This window comes from Paenibacillus sp. PL91, from assembly GCF_012935325.2.
Taxonomy (GTDB): domain Bacteria; phylum Bacillota; class Bacilli; order Paenibacillales; family Paenibacillaceae; genus Pristimantibacillus.
The window spans coordinates 199342-220219 of record NZ_JABBYG020000002.1 but is presented as its reverse complement, the minus strand read 5'-3'; the positions used below and the strand labels follow the sequence as shown (position 1 = coordinate 220219).

19 protein-coding genes are annotated in these 20878 nt (G+C 47.4%); all 19 read left to right on the top strand.

The window, feature by feature from the left end; translation table 11 throughout:
* The first annotated feature begins 4 nt into the window (after positions 1-4).
* The 19 genes from rbfA to sleB all read left to right on the top strand — a co-directional run bounded on the left by rbfA (position 5) and on the right by sleB (position 20769).
* On the top strand, positions 5-361 hold the full coding sequence (gene rbfA / locus HI950_RS06280) for a 30S ribosome-binding factor RbfA (protein ID WP_053375761.1): 357 nt from the start codon (positions 5-7) through the stop codon (positions 359-361).
* Positions 358-1347, top strand: coding sequence for a DHH family phosphoesterase (locus HI950_RS06275; protein ID WP_411268073.1), 990 nt, complete (start codon positions 358-360; stop codon positions 1345-1347). The genes rbfA and HI950_RS06275 overlap by 4 nt, the downstream gene beginning before the upstream one ends.
* Before the next feature lie 3 nt (positions 1348-1350).
* Complete coding sequence (gene truB / locus HI950_RS06270) at positions 1351-2268, top strand: tRNA pseudouridine(55) synthase TruB (RefSeq protein ID WP_169083038.1); 918 nt, start codon at positions 1351-1353, stop codon at positions 2266-2268.
* 44 nt (positions 2269-2312) lie between these two features.
* Positions 2313-3260 (top strand): bifunctional riboflavin kinase/FAD synthetase, encoded by a 948-nt coding sequence (locus HI950_RS06265; protein ID WP_169083037.1) that lies wholly within the window; start codon positions 2313-2315, stop codon positions 3258-3260.
* A 212-nt stretch (positions 3261-3472) separates the two neighbouring features.
* Positions 3473-3742, top strand: coding sequence for a 30S ribosomal protein S15 (gene rpsO, locus HI950_RS06260; RefSeq protein WP_053375765.1), 270 nt, complete (start codon positions 3473-3475; stop codon positions 3740-3742).
* A gap of 151 nt (positions 3743-3893) precedes the next feature.
* Entirely contained in the window at positions 3894-5993 is a 2100-nt protein-coding gene (gene pnp / locus HI950_RS06255) for a polyribonucleotide nucleotidyltransferase (protein ID WP_169083036.1), read from the top strand.
* A gap of 207 nt (positions 5994-6200) precedes the next feature.
* Positions 6201-7199 carry a polysaccharide deacetylase family protein gene (locus HI950_RS06250; RefSeq protein WP_169083035.1) on the top strand — a complete coding sequence of 333 codons (999 nt, stop codon included), beginning with the start codon at positions 6201-6203 and terminating at the stop codon, positions 7197-7199.
* A 124-nt stretch (positions 7200-7323) separates the two neighbouring features.
* A complete protein-coding gene (locus HI950_RS06245) occupies positions 7324-8592 on the top strand; it encodes a M16 family metallopeptidase (protein ID WP_169083034.1) in 1269 nt (422 codons plus the stop codon).
* Complete coding sequence (dut, locus tag HI950_RS06240) at positions 8573-9016, top strand: dUTP diphosphatase (protein WP_169083033.1); 444 nt, start codon at positions 8573-8575, stop codon at positions 9014-9016. Before HI950_RS06245 ends, dut begins: the two co-directional genes overlap by 20 nt.
* A 131-nt stretch (positions 9017-9147) precedes the next feature.
* The gene (dpsA, locus tag HI950_RS06235) at positions 9148-10047 is read left to right on the top strand and encodes a dipicolinate synthase subunit DpsA (protein ID WP_169083032.1); all 900 of its coding nucleotides are present in this window, start codon (positions 9148-9150) and stop codon (positions 10045-10047) included.
* Complete coding sequence (locus tag HI950_RS06230; RefSeq protein WP_053375771.1) at positions 10044-10634, top strand: dipicolinate synthase subunit B; 591 nt, start codon at positions 10044-10046, stop codon at positions 10632-10634. Before dpsA ends, HI950_RS06230 begins: the two co-directional genes overlap by 4 nt.
* Before the next feature lie 28 nt (positions 10635-10662).
* The gene (locus tag HI950_RS06225; protein WP_169083031.1) at positions 10663-11709 is read left to right on the top strand and encodes an aspartate-semialdehyde dehydrogenase; all 1047 of its coding nucleotides are present in this window, start codon (positions 10663-10665) and stop codon (positions 11707-11709) included.
* Between the two features lie 47 nt (positions 11710-11756).
* Positions 11757-12971, top strand: coding sequence for an aspartate kinase (gene dapG / locus HI950_RS06220; protein ID WP_169083030.1), 1215 nt, complete (start codon positions 11757-11759; stop codon positions 12969-12971).
* A 27-nt stretch (positions 12972-12998) separates the two neighbouring features.
* Positions 12999-13874 (top strand): 4-hydroxy-tetrahydrodipicolinate synthase, encoded by an 876-nt coding sequence (gene dapA / locus HI950_RS06215; RefSeq protein ID WP_169083029.1) that lies wholly within the window; start codon positions 12999-13001, stop codon positions 13872-13874.
* A gap of 440 nt (positions 13875-14314) precedes the next feature.
* Positions 14315-15994, top strand: a complete 1680-nt coding sequence (locus HI950_RS06210; RefSeq protein WP_053375776.1) for a ribonuclease J — start codon at positions 14315-14317, stop codon at positions 15992-15994.
* A 168-nt stretch (positions 15995-16162) separates the two neighbouring features.
* On the top strand, positions 16163-16915 hold the full coding sequence (locus tag HI950_RS06205; RefSeq protein ID WP_169083028.1) for a ClpP family protease: 753 nt from the start codon (positions 16163-16165) through the stop codon (positions 16913-16915).
* A complete protein-coding gene (locus HI950_RS06200; RefSeq protein WP_169083027.1) occupies positions 16912-17124 on the top strand; it encodes a YlzJ-like family protein in 213 nt (70 codons plus the stop codon). Before HI950_RS06205 ends, HI950_RS06200 begins: the two co-directional genes overlap by 4 nt.
* Before the next feature lie 80 nt (positions 17125-17204).
* Positions 17205-19877 carry an FtsK/SpoIIIE family DNA translocase gene (locus HI950_RS06195; RefSeq protein ID WP_169083026.1) on the top strand — a complete coding sequence of 891 codons (2673 nt, stop codon included), beginning with the start codon at positions 17205-17207 and terminating at the stop codon, positions 19875-19877.
* Positions 19878-19995: 118 nt separating this feature from the next.
* Complete coding sequence (gene sleB, locus HI950_RS06190; RefSeq protein ID WP_169083025.1) at positions 19996-20769, top strand: spore cortex-lytic enzyme; 774 nt, start codon at positions 19996-19998, stop codon at positions 20767-20769.
* The last annotated feature ends 109 nt before the right edge of the window (positions 20770-20878 follow it).

The following is a 20878-nucleotide window of genomic DNA, read 5'->3' as shown; positions in this document are numbered from 1 at the left end:
TAGCATGGCAAAAATCCGCGTAGGACGGGTTGGCGAGCAGATAAAAAAAGAGCTCAGCCAAATTATACAGACAGAGCTTAAAGATCCTAGAATTGGTTTCATTACCGTTACCGGCGTTGAAACATCGAGCGATCTGTCACAAGCTAAGGTATACCTTAGCGTGCTTGGCAGTGAAGAACAGAAGGAAGCTACGCTTAAGGCTCTTGCAAGCGGAACGGGCTTTATCCGCACGGAGCTTGGCAAGCGTATGCGACTTCGTCACACGCCAGTGCTGTTGTTCAAGTTCGACAGCAGTATTGAATACGGCAGCCGCATTGAATCGTTGCTTGAGAACATCAACAGCGGGAATGCAAGTCAATGATGGCACAAGATAGCTATTTGAAGCAGTTGGATGATGCGCTGGCATTCATGAAGGACTCCGATCATTTTTTGGTCGTGTCGCATGTACAGCCTGACGGTGATGCAATAAGCTCTACTGTTGTCATCGGCTGGCTGCTTCAGAATCTCGGTAAATCGGCTATTCTGATCAATGAAAGCGAATTGCCGTCGAGACTAAGCTATTTGCATCAATTTGATTCGATTGTAAATTATAAGCTGGCTGCACCGCAGCAAAAGTTCGATGCCATTATTTCGGTCGATTGCGCTGATTTCAAACGTATCGGGGAGGTTGCGAGCAGCTTTGCACCAGAAGCAAAGCTGCTCAATATCGACCACCATCCGACCAATAACGGATTTGGTTCTGTAAATGTCATTCGTGCTGAAGCTGCTGCGACAGTCGAGATATTGTACGATCTAATCGAAAGGGCAGAAATTTCGTTCGACCTGAATTGCGCAACAGCTATCTATACCGGTCTATTGACCGATACAGGTGGCTTTCGTTATTCCAATACAAGTCCGCGTGTCATGGAAATTGCCTCGCATTTACTTGCGTTAGGGGTAGCTGGCAACGAGCTTGCAGATCATTTGCTTGAGAAAATGACGATGGCTAAGCTTAAGCTTCTCCAAATCGCGTTAAACCGGCTCACCTTTTCAGACAATCTGGAAATCGGGTGGGTCTTTATTGGAAAAGACGATTTGCAAATGACAGGTGCGGTACCCGAGGATCTTGAAGGTATCGTAAATTATGCTCTTAATGTTGATGGGGTTGAGGTCGGCATATTGTTTAAGGAAGCTGAAGACGGGTCAGTCAAAGCAAGCCTGCGTTCTGCGGGCAAAGCCAATGTAGCTGCAATCGCACAAGATTTTGGCGGGGGCGGTCATGTAAGGGCAGCCGGCTGTCGGCTTGAAGGTTCAGTTTCAGAGTCGATTAACGAGCTAGTGGAAGCAGTCAGAAAGGCGTTGATTTAAACGATGGACGGCATTTTGGCAGTTTGGAAGCCTGAAGGCTGGACTTCTCACGATGTGGTTGCAAAGGTTCGCCGCATTCTAAAGATGAAGCGGATCGGACATGCAGGTACGCTTGATCCTATGGTGACAGGTGTATTGCCTTTATGTTTAGGGCGTGCAACTAGAGTGGTTGAATATGTTCAAGAGCGACCTAAGTCTTATGAAGCCGTATTGCAGCTTGGTATTGCAACGGACACGGAAGATTTAACCGGAACGGTCATTGAGCAGCAATCTACTGTAGCTGTTACAGAAGAAGCCATACGTGAAGCTTTAAGGCGTTTTGCAGGCGAAATTGAACAGGTTCCGCCCATGTATTCCGCTGTAAAAGTGGATGGGAAACGGCTTTATGAGCTGGCTAGAGAAGGTAAAACGGTTGAGCGTAAATCGAGAAAAGTAACGATTCATCAAATTGATCTTATTGACGCGCAGCTTGAGCTCGACCAGCCCAAAATTACGTTTTCTGTCGTTTGTTCTAAAGGTACATACATTCGTACTTTATGCGTGGATATTGGCAAAGCGCTCGGCGTTCCAGCGACGATGGCCCACCTGACAAGAACGATGTCAGGCGGCATTACAAAGGAAAGCTGCTTGACGTTAGAGCAAATTGAGGAGCTGCAAAATGCGGGCGAATTAAGCGAGCACTTAATTGCCGCTGATGAAGCCATCACTCATTTGGAGAGCGTTGTCGTTCCGGAAGCAATCGGCAAGCTTGCGCTTCTGGGACAGAAGATTAGCCTTTCCCATGCCGATCATCGAGATGATGCAACCTATAATAATGAACAGCTTATTCGTCTATACAACGAAAATAGCTCATTTCTTGGCATTTTTCAGATTGATCTGGGAGCATCTGTTCTCCGACCAGTCAAAGTATTTTCAGCTTAAATTATCGATGTAGAAAGTTAACAGGAAATGCAGGTGCTTCAGCGTTGGAAATTATTCCATTAAGTTTTCCTTTAAACGGTTTGTCTACGTTATCGCTGGACAAACCGCTTTCCATAGCAATCGGTCATTTTGATGGTGTTCATCGCGGACACCAAAACGTCATTCGCCAAGCGGTGCTTGAGGCGAAAGAAGCCGAAATGCTGTCAGCGGTTTTGACCTTCGATCCCCATCCGAAGGAAGTACTCGGACAAGGAGATCAATACTATCGTTGTCTTACGCCTCTTGAGCATAAGACCGCATTATTTGCAGAGCTCGGAGTTGATCTCGTATTCATTATGCGATTTGATCCCGAGTTTGCATCTGTATCTCCGGAGCGCTTCGTGAATGAGGTATTGCGTACTCTTCGCGCCAAGCAGGTAGTTGTAGGCTTCGATTTCAATTTCGGCCATAAGGGCTTAGGCAATACGGAGGCGCTCAAGCAGCTTGGTCAACCCGACATTGCTGTTCACGTCATCGAGCCATTATACGAGAATGGAATAAAAGTTAGCAGTACCTATATCCGTGAAGCTCTCGAGCAGGGGAATACGGAATTGGCTGAGCTTTTGCTAGGTCGGCCTTATGAAGTTAAGGGCATTATCGTTCATGGGGATAAGAGAGGCCGCACAATCGGTTTTCCAACGGCAAACCTTCAAATTACCGCTCCATATATCGCCCCACGGTTAGGCGTTTATGCGATAACGGCTTGGACCCAAGAGAAAGCTTACCCTGGCGTCTTGAATTTTGGCTTAAAGCCAACCTTTAACCAAAAAGAGCCGCAGCCGGTAATGGAAGCGCATTTGTTTGATTTCAATGGCGATATTTACGGGGAAGAAATGCGTCTGCAATTTCATTCGTTTATCCGCTCAGAGAAAAAATTCAATTCCATTGATGAGCTTGTCAACCAAATCGGTGCCGATGCGCTAAGGGCCAAGGAAATACTCGGATACAACTAATGCGGATGCTTGGTTTGAGTTGTAGCAGCGCGTTTGTGCAGCAACTAGGAGATACACCTCGACAAGCATCTGTCTTATATGTTATACTATACAACGTTGTGAGTAGACATACATCTTGTATGTCATTCTCGAAACTTAACCTTAGCTTGGGTGTCCGATCTCACCGACGGCAGCGAGGCTAATGGCGATTATCAAGAAGGAGGTGAATTAGGATGGCAATTACACAAGTACGTAAAAACGAACTGATTGAGACGCATAAGACACATGCAACTGATACCGGTTCTCCGGAGGTTCAAGTGGCTATCCTGACTGAAAACATCGTTAACTTGACTCAACATTTGCGGGAGCACAAGAAAGATCATCATTCCCGTCGTGGTTTGCTCAAGATGGTAGGTCAGCGCCGTAAGCTGCTTGCATACCTTAAAAACAATGATGTTAGACGTTACAGCGCATTGATCGAAAAACTCGGCCTACGCCGTTAAAACATGCGTAATGAAAAGCAACCTGGTTGTCCAGCCGTCCGGGAATACCGGACGAGCGGATTAGGGTTGCTTTTTGTAATAGGAAAACACTGGGGAAAAACCTGTATAATACAGTGAAATAGACTATAAAATAACTTTTAGGAGGGATTAGATGGTACAACGAATTGAGATGATGGTAGGCGGAAGACCGCTATCCATTGAAACAGGCCGCCTTGCTAAGCAAGCGAATGCTGCAGTAACCGTGCAATATGGCGATACTGTTGTATTGTGTACGGTAACAGCATCCGCAGGTCCAAAAGACTTGGATTTCTTCCCGCTTACAGTTAACTATGAAGAGCGTTTGTATGCCGTTGGTAAGATTCCAGGCGGATTCATTAAACGTGAAGGCCGTCCAAGCGAGAAGGCGATTTTGTCCAGCCGGCTTACGGACAGGCCTATTCGTCCGTTGTTCCCGGAAGGCTTCCGGAATGACGTACAAGTGATGAACATCGTAATGAGCGTGGACCAAGATTGCCCGCCAGAAATCGCAGCAATGATTGGTACATCTGCAGCCCTATCGATTTCCGACGTTCCATTTGACGGTCCAATCGGCGGCGTTAGCGTTGGCCGTGTAAACGGTCAATTCGTCATTAATCCGACAGTTGAGCAAGAGCAGCTAACAGATTTGTTTGTTGTTGTAGCCGGCACGAAGGATGCTATCATGATGGTTGAAGCCGAAGCGAATGAGGTAACGGAAGAAGTTATGCTTGAGGCAATCATGTTCGGACATGATGAAATCAAAAACATCGTTGCCAAAATCGAGGAGCTGCAAGCAATTGCCGGCAAGCCGAAAATGGAAGTTAAGCTACATACTGTAAATGAACAAGTAAATGCTGATGTTCGCGCTTATGCTTCCGCGGGTCTCGTAGAAGCGATTAAAGTAGAAGAGAAGCATGCTCGCCAAGATGCAATCGATGCGGTTAACAGCGCAGCAGTTGCTCATTTTGAAGAGCAATATATCGATACGCCAGGACTGATTTCCGATGTGAAGGAAGTGCTGTACGATATCGTCAAGGAAGAGGTTCGCCGCCTTATTTCTCATGACAAGGTTCGTCCAGATGGTCGTTCGCTTGAAGAAATTCGTCCGATTGATTGTGACGTAGCGCTTCTGCCGCGTACGCATGGATCAGGCTTGTTCACTCGTGGACAAACGCAAGCACTGAGCATTTGTACGCTTGGAGCGATGGGTGACGTTCAAATTTTGGACGGCATTTCGCCTGAGGAAACAAAACGCTTCATGCATCATTACAATTTCCCGCCATTCAGCGTTGGTGAAGCACGTCCGCTTCGTCCTCCAGGTCGCCGCGAAATTGGTCATGGTGCCCTTGGCGAGCGCGCGCTTTCCAAAGTGATTCCATCTGAAGCAGATTTTCCATATACGATCCGCCTTGTTTCTGAAGTATTGGAATCGAACGGTTCATCGTCACAAGCAAGCATTTGCGCAAGCACGCTCGCTATGATGGATGCAGGCGTACCGATCAAAGCTCCTGTAGCTGGTATCGCAATGGGTCTCATTAAAGACGGCGAACATTTCGCTATTCTATCCGATATTCAAGGCATGGAAGATCATCTTGGCGATATGGACTTTAAGGTTGCTGGTACAGCTGAAGGCGTAACTGCTATTCAAATGGACATCAAAATTGCCGGCATCAACCGTGCGATTTTGCAGCAAGCTCTTGAACAAGCGCGTCAAGGACGTATTTTCATCCTAGGCAAAATGCTTGAAAGCCTGCCGACTACTCGGACAAGCTTATCCAAATATGCGCCGAAAATTTTGACGCTTCGCATTAACCCGGACAAAATCCGCGACGTTATTGGCGCAGGCGGTAAAATTATTAACAAAATCATCGAGGAAACAGGCGTTAAAATCGATATCGAGCAAGACGGAATGGTATTCATCGCTTCCTCTAACGAAGAGATGAACCAGAAGGCAAAATCGATTATCGAAGGCATTGTGAAGGAAGTTGTTGTTGGTGAAGTTTACTTGGGTACAGTTAAACGCGTAGAGAAGTTCGGTGCTTTCGTTGAGATTTTGCCGAACAAGGATGGACTTGTCCATATTTCGCAGCTGTCGACTGAGCGTGTTGCCAAAACCGAGGATGTCGTGAACATTGGCGACCAAATCAAAGTTAAAGTAACCGAGATTGACCAACAAGGCCGAATTAACTTGTCAGCGAAAGTTCTCATGACGCCGGAAGTATCATCGCAATAAGCGTATGTGTCTTAGGCAAAAATAGAAGATAACGAAGAAAAGAGCCAGATTTGATCTGTCTCTTTTTGTTTTTCGTTTTAGCCCAGATAAGGCCGTCATTGTTTTCCATCTGCATAATCTTGTCCTTCTTTTCATAAACATGGATTAACATGCTTCAATAAGGTCAAGCTTAGAAGGCATGTGATGCTGTTTATAGGAGTGGGAAATATGTCGGTGAGAAAAGCTGCCACGATTGCAGCGAGTATGCTCATGTTGATCGTTTTTGTGAGCATAAATAGTGATGTGTCGCAATATCTTGCCTCATTGAAATATGGCGATGCCAACGCTGTATCTGCAGAGCTTGTTTCTTCCACAGAGGAGCGGCAAAGGCTGCTGACGATGATATCGGAAGAAGCGAATAAGCGTAGAATTGCTCCAATCGATGCGCGGATTGACCGTGTATGGAAAGCCATCCCTGGATATAACGGATTGGAAGTCGATATTGAGAAAACGCTGGATGCGGCATTGCTCGCACCTTCCGCAAATACGATTCCATATGTATTCAAGGAAGTAGAGCCAAAGATTAAGCTTAACGATCTTGGGCCTCATCCGATCTATAGAGGCAATTCGAATAAAATGATGATTTCCTTCATGATTAATGTAGCCTGGGGCAATGAATACATAGACTCTATATTAAATACACTTAAACGTGAAAATGTGAAAGCGACCTTTTTTCTGGATGGCAGCTGGCTTAAGAAAAATGCGGAGATTGCAAATCGAATTCAGTCCGAAGGGCATGAGATGTCCAATCATGCGTATACGCATCCGGATATGAGAGCGTTAAGCAGGCAGGACCAATACAATCAAATTTCAAAAACCGAGGCGCTGCTGAAATCCACATTAAAAGTGAATAACAAATGGTTTGCTCCACCGTCTGGCTCCTTTAATCAAGCTACCATTCAAATTGCAGAGGAGCAGGGCTTAAAAACAGTGCTTTGGACAATCGATACGGTTGATTGGCAAAAGCCACCGGCTGATTCGATTGTTCGTAAAATATCGTTGAAGCTGGAGCCGGGAGCTTTAATATTGATGCATCCTACCGCATCCTCGCGTGATGCGCTTGCAGGCATGATTGCTTCTGCCAAGGCGAAGGGATATGCAATCGGAACGGTTAGCGAGACGCTTTCTTCCAAACGCACGCCCCCCGCTGTTGAGGGTGCTGACTGATTCTGCTATAGTAAAAACATTCATGTTTAAATACACATGCATACGAAGTCAGTTTAGTTCGGCCAATCGTATCAACAACGTGTAAAAGGCTGCTTTGCCGCACTGAACATAAGGAGGACTACAGGTGAACAAATATACCCTTAGCAATGGATTACGAGTTGTAGTGGAATACATTCCGACCGTAAGATCCGTATCGTTTGGGATCTGGGTCAAAACGGGCTCGCGCAACGAGACGCCGGAAAATAACGGTATTTCGCATTTCATCGAGCACATGCTCTTCAAAGGGACAGAGAAACGCACGTCTAAGGATATCGCAGATTTATTTGACGGCATTGGCGGTAATGTCAATGCGTTTACTTCAAAGGAATATACTTGTTATTTCGCCAAGGTGCTTGATGAGCATTTGCCGCTTGCGGTTGATGCGCTCTCGGATATGTTCTTCAACTCCCAGCTTGATCCGGATGAGCTTGCGAAGGAAAAGAATGTCATTCTTGAAGAAATTTCGATGTACGAGGATACGCCGGATGACAAGGTGCATGATGAAGCATCACGTGCTGCGTTTGGAGATCATCCGTTAGCTTATTCGATTCTGGGACTAGAGGATCGCTTGACAGCGATGACATCGGATACGCTTCGCGGGTATATGAATGACACTTACACGCTTGAGAATACAGTCATCAGCGTAGCTGGCAATGTGGAAGAGCAAGGATTGCTCGAATTGTTGGAAAAATATTTTGGCGGCTTTACGAACAGCAAGCCTGCTTCCGCAATCGTTGCTCCGCCGACGTTCCACGGTGATTATTTGTTTTACAAGAAGAAAACCGAACAAAATCATCTCTGCATCTCATTTCCGGGCTGTTCCATCACCGACTCTCATTTGTATGCGATGATTTTACTGAATAATGCGCTGGGCGGCGGAATGAGCTCAAGACTTTTCCAAGAAATTAGGGAGAAGCGCGGTCTAGCTTATTCCGTTTATTCCTACCATACATCCTATGCGGATACAGGCTTATTCACGCTCTATGCCGGTACGGCACCGAAGCAAACCAAAGAAGTGCTTGATTTGACGATGGAGCAGCTTAACGAGCTATCCGTCAAAGGGCTGGGCGAGGATGAGCTGCATCGCGGCAAGGAGCAGTTGAAGGGAAGCCTGATCCTAAGCTTAGAGAGCACAAGCAGCCGGATGAACCGTTTAGGCAAAAACGAGCTAATGCTAGGCTACCATTATACGCTGGATGAGCTACTAAAGCGTATTGATTCTGTAGAAATGCCGCATGTAGTTGAAGTGACGAAGCGTATGCTTTCTGTTCCTTTCTCCGTTGCGATGGTTGGCTCAAACGACAAGGCAGCAGCGCAATTGGGGAGGAATCAATTTGTACCAAGTACAGTTTAAACGATTGGAAGGAAATGAAGATATTGCGATTCCGCGTAAAATGTCCGAATGGGCAGCAGGCTTTGATCTGCAGGCAGCTGTAGGCGAACCTATCGTATTAGCGCCAGGCGAGCGTAAGCTTATACCGACCGGATTTGCTATGGCTATGCCCGGTGAACTGGAAGCGCAAATTAGACCGCGGAGCGGCCTTGCATACAAGCATGGCATTACTTGCTTGAATTCTCCTGGAACAATTGATGCGGATTACCGCGGTGAGGTTAAAGTGCTTCTAATTAATTTAGGGCAAGAGCCCTTTACCATTACGCGTGGCGAACGGATCGCCCAAATGGTGTTCCAGCTAGTGCCTGAAGTTACGATTGTTGAAGCAGCAGAACTGCAGGACACGGCACGAGGCACAGGCGGGTTCGGCCATACAGGCGTGTAGGGCCTTAACTGCATATCGTTGTTAAAGAAAAAGATCGGGTCATTTGCCCGATCTTTTTTTTATTTTTCACCCCGCTCTGGGCGCAAGCATAAGATAATCATGAGCTAGTAGCAAGAAAGGAGTGAAGCTTAATGCTAACAGGCGTTCAAGTGCTGTTGCTTGGCGGTGATGCAAGACAGCTTGAGGTCATACGCAAGCTGACAGAGCTTGATGCTGTCGTCACGGTCTCAGGTTTTGACGGATTGCATTCGTCATTGGACGGTGCCGTGCAAGCGGAGTTCGAGGAACAGCTGTTCGAAGGAGTCGATGCGCTGCTGCTGCCTGCGGTAGGCACCGATGATCAAGGAATGATCCATGCCGTTTTCAGCGATCGACAAATGCAGCTGACAGATAGCCATTTGTCTAAGCTGCCAAAGCACTGTACGGTGTATACAGGGATGGCCAAACCCTATTTGCGCCAGCTATGCGAGCAGCAATCCCTATCGCTCGTTGAGCTTTTTGACCGTGATGATGTCGCTATATACAACTCGATACCGACAGCGGAAGGCGCTTTGATGATGGCGATTCAGAATACGGATATTACGATTCATGGTTCGTCCTCCATGGTGCTCGGATTCGGTAGAACGGGCTTCACGATGGCGCGTACACTTCAAGGTTTAGGATCGAAAGTGAAGGTTGGGGTACGGCGTTCGGAGCAATTCGCAAGGGCTTCAGAAATGGGGTTTGAGCCTTTCTACATCAGTGGTTTGTTGCAGCATGTAAGCAATATTGACTTGCTTTTTAATACAATTCCGACTATGATAGTCACAGCGCAAATTATCGCAAATTTACCTTCGCGGGCCGTAATAATCGACCTCGCATCGAAGCCTGGCGGCACTGATTTCCGCTTTGCAGAGAAGCGGGGAATTAAAGCGATGCTCGCACCCGGACTACCCGGTATCGTCGCACCCAAAACAGCTGGACGTATCATGGCGGATTGCTTAACACAGTTGATTTTGGACGATACGATTAAGCGGGGGAATGGGATATGAATTGGTCTGGAATTACAGTAGGCTATGCTTTATCAGGTTCACACTGCACGTTTGCTGAAGTTATGCCAGAAATTAAGCGGTTCGTCGATGCGGGTGCCAACGTGGTGCCGATCGTTTCGAATACGCTTATGACCACGGATACTCGATTCGGAAAGTCCGAGGATTGGCAAGCGCAGCTAAAGGCTATTACAGGAAATGAGCTTATATCGACGATTGTGCAGGCAGAGCCGCTTGGTCCTTCAAAGCTGCTGGATGTTCTTGTCATAGCGCCTTGCACAGGCAACACAACGAGTCGATTGGCGAATGCGATAACAGACAGCGCGGTGCTTATGGCTGCCAAGGCGCAAATGCGCAATGGTCGTCCGCTTGTGCTCGCTATTTCTACCAATGATGGACTTGGTTTAAATGCCGCTAACATAGCGAAGCTGCTAGTGGCTAAACATATTTATTTCGTGCCGTTCGGCCAAGATAACCCTGTGCAGAAGCCTAACTCGCTGGTTGCAAGAATGGATTTGGTCTTGGAAGCATGTGAAGCTGCCCTTCAAGGAAAACAGCTTCAGCCTCTGCTAGTCGAACGTCATTCATGACACACGGATAGAGGGGAGACGACAGCAGATGTCGAATCAAAAATTGTTCAATGTTGCAGTAGTTGGTGCAACAGGCGCAGTAGGGGAACAAATACTAAAATTACTTGATTCTAGAAACTTCCCGATCAATGAGCTTAAGCTATTATCGTCTGCTCGTTCGGCAGGCACAAAAATTACATTCAAAAGCCAAGAGCTGACGGTTGAGGAAGCCACGCCGGATAGCTTCAAAGGCATTGAAATTGCTCTATTTAGTGCAGGCGGCGACGTTACTAAGGCGCTGGCACCGCATGCGGTTGAGCATGGCGCGATTTGTATCGATAATACGAACGCTTATCGGATGGATGAGCATACTCCTCTCGTTGTTCCAGAAGTGAACATCGAGAAGGTTAGCGAGCATAAGGGCATAATCGCTAATCCGAATTGTTCGACTATTCAGATGGTTACAGCGCTTAAGCCGCTTCAAGACCGTTATGGCATTTCCCGCATCATCGTTTCCACTTATCAAGCGGTATCTGGTGCAGGAAGTCGTGCAATAGATGAAATGCTGCGTCAAACGCAAGCAGCGTTGAATGGCGAGGCTGTCAATCCAGCTATTCTTCCGGTTGGTGCATTGCCAGTCAAGCATCAAATCGCATTTAATGCAATTCCGCAAATCGACAAATTCCAAGAGAACGGCTATACGCTCGAGGAAATGAAAATGGTTCGCGAAACGAAAAAAATTATGGGTGACGAATCCATTCAGGTTACAGCTACTTGCGTGCGTATTCCTGTCGTTTACGGTCACTCGGAATCCCTATATGTTGAGCTTAAAAACGACTACGATTTGGAAGAGGTTAAGCAGCTGTTAGCAGACGCGCCGGGCATTACGCTCGTAGATGATCCTGCTAATCAGCAGTACCCTCTTGCGACTGATGCAGCCGGCAAGCCGGATGTATTCGTCGGTCGCTTGAGACGTGATCTTGGTTCTGAACGCGGACTTAATATGTGGATCGTCTCAGACAACCTGCTTAAAGGAGCAGCATGGAATGCTGTTCAAATCGCCGAACACATCGCAAACGGTTCATTTATTAAGTAAGGGTATTCGGCTGCTTCCTCCCGGGATCGATCACGGAGGATAAACATATGCGCATCCTGATTCAAAAATTCGGGGGCACCTCTCTATCAACCGATCATGCCAGGGAACACGTTATCCATCACATTAGTAGAGAACGCAGTAATGGCTTCGCTGTTGTCGTTGTTGTATCGGCTATGGGCCGTAAGGGTGATCCTTACGCTACGGATACGCTGCTCCAGCTTATTCGTGACAATGGCGACAGACTGCCGGCGCGTGAACGGGATATGCTGTTAGGCTGCGGAGAAATGATATCCGCAGCCGCTTTATGCAGCTTGCTCAATGCACGCGGCATTCCTTCCGCCGTTTTAACCGGCGGACAGGCGGGCATGATTACTGACGAACAATATGGTCAAGCCCGAATTAAAGAGATTCGTCCAGATAAGGTACTCAGTCACTTGCATGCAGGTACGGTCGTCATTGTAACAGGCTTTCAAGGTAGCACGGCACAGGGCGATACGACTACTCTCGGTCGCGGCGGAAGCGATACTTCTGCGACTGCACTCGGTGCAGCGCTGCGTGCCGAAATGGTTGATATCTATACAGACGTGAATGGAATATTGACGGCTGATCCACGCATTGTGGAGGAAGCAAAGCCGCTTCCTGTCGTCAGCTATGCTGAGATATGCAATATGGCAAGGCAAGGCGCCAAGGTGATACATCCACGCGCGGTTGAGATTGCGCAGCAAGCTCGCATACCTCTTCGAGTACGATCCACCTTTTCTAATGAGACGGGGACGCTTGTAACCGATTCGGCCGAGCTGAAAGCAGCTCTGTCTGTTAAGGATCGACATGTAACTGGAATTGCCCATGTTTCTGGCATTACACAAATTTCGGTCAAGGCGATTGAAGGCCGTAATGATGTTCAACTGCAAGTATTTCAATCGATGGCTAAGCATCGCATCAGCGTCGATTTTATTAATGTCACGCCTAGCGGCGCTATTTATACCGTATTTGATCATGATGCCATGCGTGCAGTTGAAGTGTTGAAGGAGAGTGGTTTCGCTCCTTCAGCGATTAACGGCTGTGCAAAGGTATCCGTAATTGGCGGAGGAATGAATGGAGAACCTGGCGTTATGGCGCGCATTGTGGAAGCGCTGACGGAACAAGGGATCTCCATCATGCAATCGGCCGATTCTAATACTACGATTTGGGTGCTCGTACGTGAAGCGGATATGGCGGAAGCGCTTCGTTCTCTCCACGCGAAGTTCGAGCTTCATCGATAGAGAGCAACACTTTTGGGAGGAATTCAGATGGAATTTGGCAGATTAATTACCGCAATGGTAACCCCATTCGACGCGGACGGTCATATTGATTGGCATACGACAGGCCGATTGATTGATTATTTAATTGAGGATCAGCAAAGCGATAGTCTTGTCGTTTCAGGCACTACTGGCGAATCGCCGACGCTGTCCGATGAAGAGAAGCTGGAGCTGTTCCGATTTGCAGTCAAGCATGCGAATGGTCGTTGCAAGATTATTGCCGGTACAGGGAGCAACAACACGGCCCATTCCATCCATTTGACAAAAGAGGCAGAAGCTGCGGGTGTTGACGCTGTATTGCTTGTTGCTCCTTATTACAACCGTCCTAACCAAGAGGGACTTTATCAACATTTCAAAGCAATTGCGGAAGCAACCGCTCTGCCTATTATTTTGTATAACGTTGAAGGTCGCACAGGCGTGAACCTATCCGCTGAAACGACGCTTCGTTTAGCGCAAATCGATAATATTATCGCTACGAAGGACTGCGCATCAACAGATCAATTGACTCAAATTATAAGCGGCGCTCCCGCTGATTTCAAAGTGTATACCGGAGATGATAGCGCAACTTTGCCTGCCCTAGCTATTGGCGGGTACGGTACTATTAGTGTAGCAAGCCACATTGTCGGAGCCGAGATGAAAGAGCTGATCCAAGCGTACACAAGCGGCAACGTTCAGGAGGCTGCGCGCCTAAATGGACGTTTGCATCCGATTTTCAAAGGGTTATTCTTCTGTCCTCATCCTGTACCTAATCCCGTTGCCGTAAAATTTGCGCTCGGATTAAAAGCATTTTCAGTAGGCGGAGTTAGGCTGCCGCTTGTTACAGTGAACGAGGCAGAAGCCGCATTCTTACGCAATTTACTCGTATAAATAGACGTTTTCGTTGATTGCAGCCGGTGCATCCAGCATCGGTTTTATTTTTTTGGGAAGCATATTGGATAATAGCTTTATCGGGTTTCACTTGTATTCCAGCTTTTTCTTCATGTATAATGATTTCAAGTGACTGGGTGCGGCAAATATTTGGAAATGAACTTGACGTCAGAGCGGCATCTGACGATAACAGGGCATAGGTGTAATATGCTTCGGCATTACAACACCAAATGGGACTGTACGGAGCAATTCTGCTTTTCCATATTCAGACCATACTTACGAAGCCATTTTTTGCTTCGCAATAATTTAATATTACGAAGCCTTTATGCTTCGCAAAATTTCACAAAAATGTTCACGAAGCCATTCTGCTTCGTAAAAATTTATGAAAATGATTACGAGGCACATTTTGCTTCGCAAAATTTTAAGGAGGAAAGATACACTTGTCTAAGAAGAACAACCAGGATAAACTGCTCATTTTTGCACTAGGCGGAGTAGGCGAAATCGGAAAAAATATGTACGTCATCCAGTATAACAATGACATTGTTGTTGTTGACTCGGGCTTGAAGTTTCCAGAAGAGGACATGCTCGGTATTGATATCGTCATTCCGGATATTTCATACTTAACGGAAAATCGCGACAAGGTTCGCGGAATTATTATTACCCATGGACATGAGGATCACATCGGCGGTTTGCCATATGTGCTGAAAAGCTTAAATGTACCTTTATATGCTACTAAACTAACACTTGGCCTAATTGAAGGTAAACTGAAGGAAGCTGGATTGCTCGGAGAAACGAAACGTATTCTCATCAACGCAGACAGCGAAATTCAGCTCGGCACCATTCGTGCATCCTTCTTTAGAACGAACCACAGTATTCCTGATTCTGTTGGTGTCAGCTTGGATACTCCAGAAGGAACTGTCGTTCATACGGGTGACTTTAAATTCGACCATACACCGGTTAACGAGCAATTCGCTGATTTGCAGCGTATCGCCGAAATCGGAAAACGCGGCGTGTTGGCGTTATTGTCGGATAGTACAAATGCAGAACGTCCTGGATATACGCCGTCTGAAGCTCAGGTAGGCGACAATCTTGAAGATATATTCCGGAAGTCGTCTCAACGCGTTGTTGTCGCAACATTCGCATCGAACGTACACCGGATCCAACAAATCATTAATGCTGCAATCGCTACGAAACGCAAAATTGCTGTTGTAGGCCGCAGCATGGTGAACGTAGTTGGCATCGCTTCCGATCTTGGTTACTTGAACATTCCGGAAGGCATGATCATCGAACCGGAGGAAGTAAACAAATTGGCTGCGGATCGCGTTGTCATTTTGTGTACAGGCAGTCAAGGCGAACCGATGTCGGCGCTTACGCGCATGGCGCGCTCCACACACCGCAAGGTTGATATTTTGCCTGGCGATACCGTTATCATCGCCGCAACGCCAATTCCGGGCAACGAGAGATATGTGGGACGTACCGTGGATGAATTATTCCGCTTAGGCGCAAATGTTATTTACGGAAACGGCTCAGTATCGGGCGTTCACGTATCCGGCCACGGCAGCCAAGAAGAATTGAAGCTTATGCTTAACTTGATTAAGCCAAAATACTTCATTCCTATTCACGGTGAATACCGGATGCTTCGCCAGCACGCGAAGCTTGGTGAAGCGATTGGAATCGAACGAGAAAATATTTTTGTAATCGATAACGGCGACACAGTAGAGTTCCAGAACGGCAGCGGCCGCAAGGGCTCTAAAGTACAAGCCGGCAACGTATTGATCGATGGTTTGGGTGTTGGCGATGTCGGGAACATCGTACTTCGCGACCGCAAGCTGTTATCGCAAGATGGCATCTTGGTCGTCGTTGTTACACTTAGCAAGCAGGATGGCGCGATCTTGTCAGGCCCGGACATTATTTCTCGCGGTTTCGTTTATGTTCGCGAATCCGAGGGTCTACTGGATGAAGCAAATCGTATCGTTACATCAACGCTAACACGCCTCATGAACGATAAAGTGAATGAGTGGGCTTCACTCAAAACGAACGTGAAAGATGCGCTTGGCCGCTTTTTGTACGAGCAAACTCGTCGTCGCCCAATGATTTTGCCAATCATTATGGAAGTATAATTAAATTAAATAATGAAGAGAATCGCTTGTCCATTCCGCACTTGCCGCGGCGGACGCAGGCGGTTCTCTTTTTTTGTGCTTTATAGCGATTCTTGACTGTAATTGTATAAATTCGGCGCCAGACCTCATACTATGACAAGCATTATTTCATTTAGAGGGGGATTGTACATGAGCTCGCAACTACACACGGATTTATCGGCTGAACAGCAGGAACCAAATGCAGATGAAAAAAGAAAAGTTAACCCAGTCGTCGACACAATTCAACAGCTTGGCCAGACTGCAGTACCGGCGCTTAATGAGTCGAACATTTTTTGCATGACCATCATTGGGCAGGTGGAGGGACATCTTGTGCTGCCGCCGCAAAATAAAACGACGAAGTACGAGCATCTTATTCCGCAATTAGTGGCAGCAGAACAAAACCATAAAGTTGAAGGCGTGTTTATCGTTCTGAATACAGTTGGCGGTGACGTAGAAGCGGGACTTGCGATAGCCGAAATGATCTCATCCTTATCTAAGCCGACAGTGACGCTAGTACTGGGGGGAGGGCATTCCATCGGCGTTCCGATCGCAGTAGCTGGCGATATGTCATTTATTGCAGAAACAGCGACGATGACGATTCATCCTATCCGGTTAAACGGATTAGTTATCGGGGTGCCGCAAACGTTCGAATATTTGGATAAAATGCAGGAGCGTGTCGTCCGGTTTGTCACATCGCACTCCAACGTGTCAGAGCACATCTTCAAGGAGCTGATGTTCAAGACGGGCGAGCTTACACGGGATATTGGAACGACAGTTATTGGCTCTGATGCGGTGAAGCATGGATTAATTGATGCGGTCGGGGGCCTTGGTGAAGCGCTTAAGGAATTAAACCGGCGCATCGAGGCATCTAAGCTCGGAAGGGTAGAGGTGACCAGCCAATGACACTTTATACGAATATGCCGCTCGAATTAGTGATGGAAGGAATTCATAATGAAGTGGAAAAGGTGCAGGAGGTCTGGGCAAACGGGGTTAAAATGCAGGTCATGCCGGTTGCGCCCGGAATGGGGAAAATCGTCCGTCTTATCGAATGCGGTCTTGACGATTATTTGAATCCGAATTTGATGCCCGGCACAATTGTCCATTACCATTAACTGCAAACGGATGTTCGTACGAATGTCTCATAGGAACATTTGCCCACCTATGGTATAATCTTTTACCAGAGGTGACGGATTTGGCAAAGAAAAGAAGACGAAAAAAAACAATTGGCACAAACTTAAAATACGAAGTATACGGCATATTGCTTATTACAATCTCCATTATTGCATTATCCGGTGAAGCGGCTGTCGGGCGCTCGTTATCCAAGCTATTTGGGCTTGTGCTCGGCAAGTTTTATTTTGTGCTTGCATTAATTGGCATCGTTATTGGACTAACTGTCATGATTAAACGGGCTTGGCCAAGAGGCTGGACGAATAGACGGACGGGATTGTTTATTTTGGTGCTTGCTTTTACGCTGATGAGCTCGATCTCCGAAATCGAGCAGAAGCTAAGCCCCACGGTTGATTTGACCGGCACGACGATTTTTAGGCAGCTTAGCAGCGATTTACAGCTATCCTTAATTAGTGTTCCAGCTGCAAACGATTTGCCCATTAGAGACAAAGAAATAAGCGGCGGTTACGTCGGAGCCATTCAATACTCGTTATTTTTCTCTTTGTTTGGCTATTACGGCGCAAAGCTGATTATGTTCGTCATGTTCGCCATTTCCATTATGCTGATGACAGGGAAGTCGTATGTGGAATTAGGCAGATTGGTAAGCTCGCGTGCAACCCGCATGTTTAAATTGCTAGGAGCAAAATGGGCGAAACAGGCAGCTAGGCGTGCTTCTGCGGCATCTGCGGTGAATGTAGATCAAGTCGATGCTGATGATGATGACACGATAGATGATGATCATGAAGGCTATGTCGTGTCTCCTCCCAAAAAGAAGAGATCCTTGTTTTTCTCTTGGAGACAAGAAAGCAATACCGAGGAACAAGGCAAGAAGGAAGACGAGCAGGATGAGTGGGTGTTCGAGCCCAATAGCATTGAAGCGCGAACAAACAGCAAGCCAGCTTGGCAAAATGATCTCGATCCGCCATGGGAGAAATCTGGCGAAGACTTACATTCAGAACCGCTACATACCCAATCTATTCAGGAGCATGCTGTTCCTTGGGAAAATTCAGAGAATGGCTTAATCATCGATCCCGAGCTTCCAGCACCGCCTAATGAGGAAGAATGGAACGAATCGTGGCCAATTCAAGAGCTTGGTCCCTCCGAGGTGGCTGATGATTCCGATGAGAGCAAGCTTGAGGACGAGGCAGAGCTTCTTAATCCAGATTCGCTCTCAAGCGAAGCCTCCGAGGCTTCAGAAGCATTAGTGATAGACGAGAGCGCAGCGCAGCCGATACCAAGGCTTCCGATAGCTGAAGCAGAGCCAAGTACGGTGAAGCCATATCTGCTGCCTCCGTTTTCGCTGCTTACGAAGCCTAATTTACTTGGCAAAAGCGCAGATGCTTCTGATATGTACGACTCTCGCCGCAAGCTGGAGGCGACGCTCGAAAGCTTTGGCGTTCGTGCGAAGGTTCTCGATGTCGTTAGAGGCCCCGCGGTGACGCGCTATGAGGTACAGCCTGCTACCGGCGTAAAAGTGAGTCGGATCGTAAGCCTCACCGATGATATCGCCCTTGCGTTAGCCGCAAAGGATATTCGGATGGAAGCCCCAATTCCGGGGAAATCAGCGATCGGCATAGAAGTTCCGAACATGGAAGTATCCGTCGTTACGATGCGCGAGGTTATGGAGACAGCTACCTTCCAAAATGCTGCTTCCAAATTGTCTATCGCATTCGGCCGTGATATTTCCGGTCAGACGATTGTGGGCAATTTAGCGAAAATGCCCCATCTGCTCGTAGCTGGTGCTACAGGTTCCGGTAAATCGGTTTGTATCAACGGTATTATTACAAGCATTTTGTATAAGGCTGCGCCTGATGAAGTAAAGTTTCTTATGATTGACCCGAAGATGGTTGAACTCAACGTGTACAATGGCATTCCTCATTTGCTTGCTCCCGTCGTGACGAATCCTAAGCGGGCTTCGCTCGCTTTGAAGAAGATCGTCGTCGAGATGGAGAGCCGCTATGAGCTGTTCTCCAAGTCGGCAACGCGCAACATTGAAGGCTACAATACGTTGATGGCTGACAATCCAGCCGCTGTTCTCCCTTATATCGTCGTTATTGTGGACGAGCTTGCGGATCTTATGATGGTAGCCGCAAATGACGTGGAGGATTCCATCGCACGGCTTGCCCAAATGGCACGTGCTGCGGGCATTCATCTCATCATTGCGACGCAGCGGCCGTCAGTTGATGTTATTACAGGCGTCATCAAAGCAAATATTCCTTCACGTATTGCTTTTGGCGTTTCTTCGCAGGTGGATTCACGCACGATTCTCGACATGGTAGGGGCAGAGAAGCTGCTTGGCCGCGGGGATATGCTCTTCTTGCCAGTAGGGATGTCCAAGCCGATTCGGGTACAGGGCGCTTTTCTATCGGATCAGGAAGTGGAGACGCTCGTTAATTACGCGCGCGGCCAAGCGGAAGCGGAATATAAAGAAGATCTTGTGCCAGAGGTCGAGGAAGAGTCGGCAGAGGGCAATGAGGCGGTTGATGAGCTTTACGATCAAGCGGTGCAAATTATTTTGGAAGCGAAGCAAGCTTCAGTTTCCTTGCTGCAGCGACGCATGCGGATCGGCTACACAAGAGCTGCAAGGCTAATCGACCAAATGGAGGCACGCTCTATAGTGGGGCCATATGAAGGAAGCAAGCCTAGGGAAGTTCTGATTACGATGGACGAATTCCAAGCCGGCAGAGTCAGCTCATAATTTACGTGGAATGAACGAAGCAGGATAAAATGCATAGAAGAGGGATGAATTTCTCATACTAAAGTTAGGTAACGCTACCTTAAGCGAACTAACTTGCAAGAGAAAGGCAGATCCCAACATGAGAAATCGTTTAATTTTGGTAACCTCGATTATCGTGCTGCTGCTGTTCGGCTCCTTTTCGTTCATGCGCGGTGTGCACAACGAAACAAAGGAAACATTCAGCAACGCTACCTTAACGGTAGGCTCCTCTGGTCAGGACGTCTATGAATTGCAAGGACGGCTCAAGCATCTCGGTTATTTTAAAGGTGCAGTAGACGGTAAATTTGGAGCAACGACTAAAAACGCGGTAACATGGTTCCAGTGGAAGTTTGGTCTTAAATCGGATGGGGTTGTCGGAGCAAAAACAAAGCTAAAGCTTTGGGAAGCTACAAAAAGCTGGAAGCCTACAGCTAATTCCGGCGGATCTGGCGGCGGCAAGGAAACCGCCAGCTCGACAGGAGACAAAACGACAATCGGGCAGTCCAATCGACTTGGCTTGACGGATAATGATTTGCAGATTATGGCGAATGCCGTTTACGGCGAAGCGCGCGGCGAGCCTTATGAGGGGCAAGTAGCAGTTGCGGCTGTTATCATTAACCGTCTGAAATCGCAAAGCTTTCCGAACACAATCTATGGCGTCATTTTCCAGCCCGGTGCCTTCACGGCAGTTGCTGACGGTCAAATTTGGCTGAAGCCAAATGCCAAGGCAAGGGAAGCGGTTGAGGATGCGATTAATGGCTGGGACCCAAGTGGCGGCTGCCTCTACTATTTCAATCCGGATACAGCTACCTCCAAATGGATTTGGACTCGGACGCAGATCAAGACGATTGGGAAGCACATTTTCTGTATGTAACTATACGTTTTTCACGAAAGGAAGCAGCCGTTACTGCCTAGCGCAGCAGTGGTTGCTTCTTCCATTTCCTATAGGTTAGAATGGTATAGTGATTTGTCAATTGGAATAG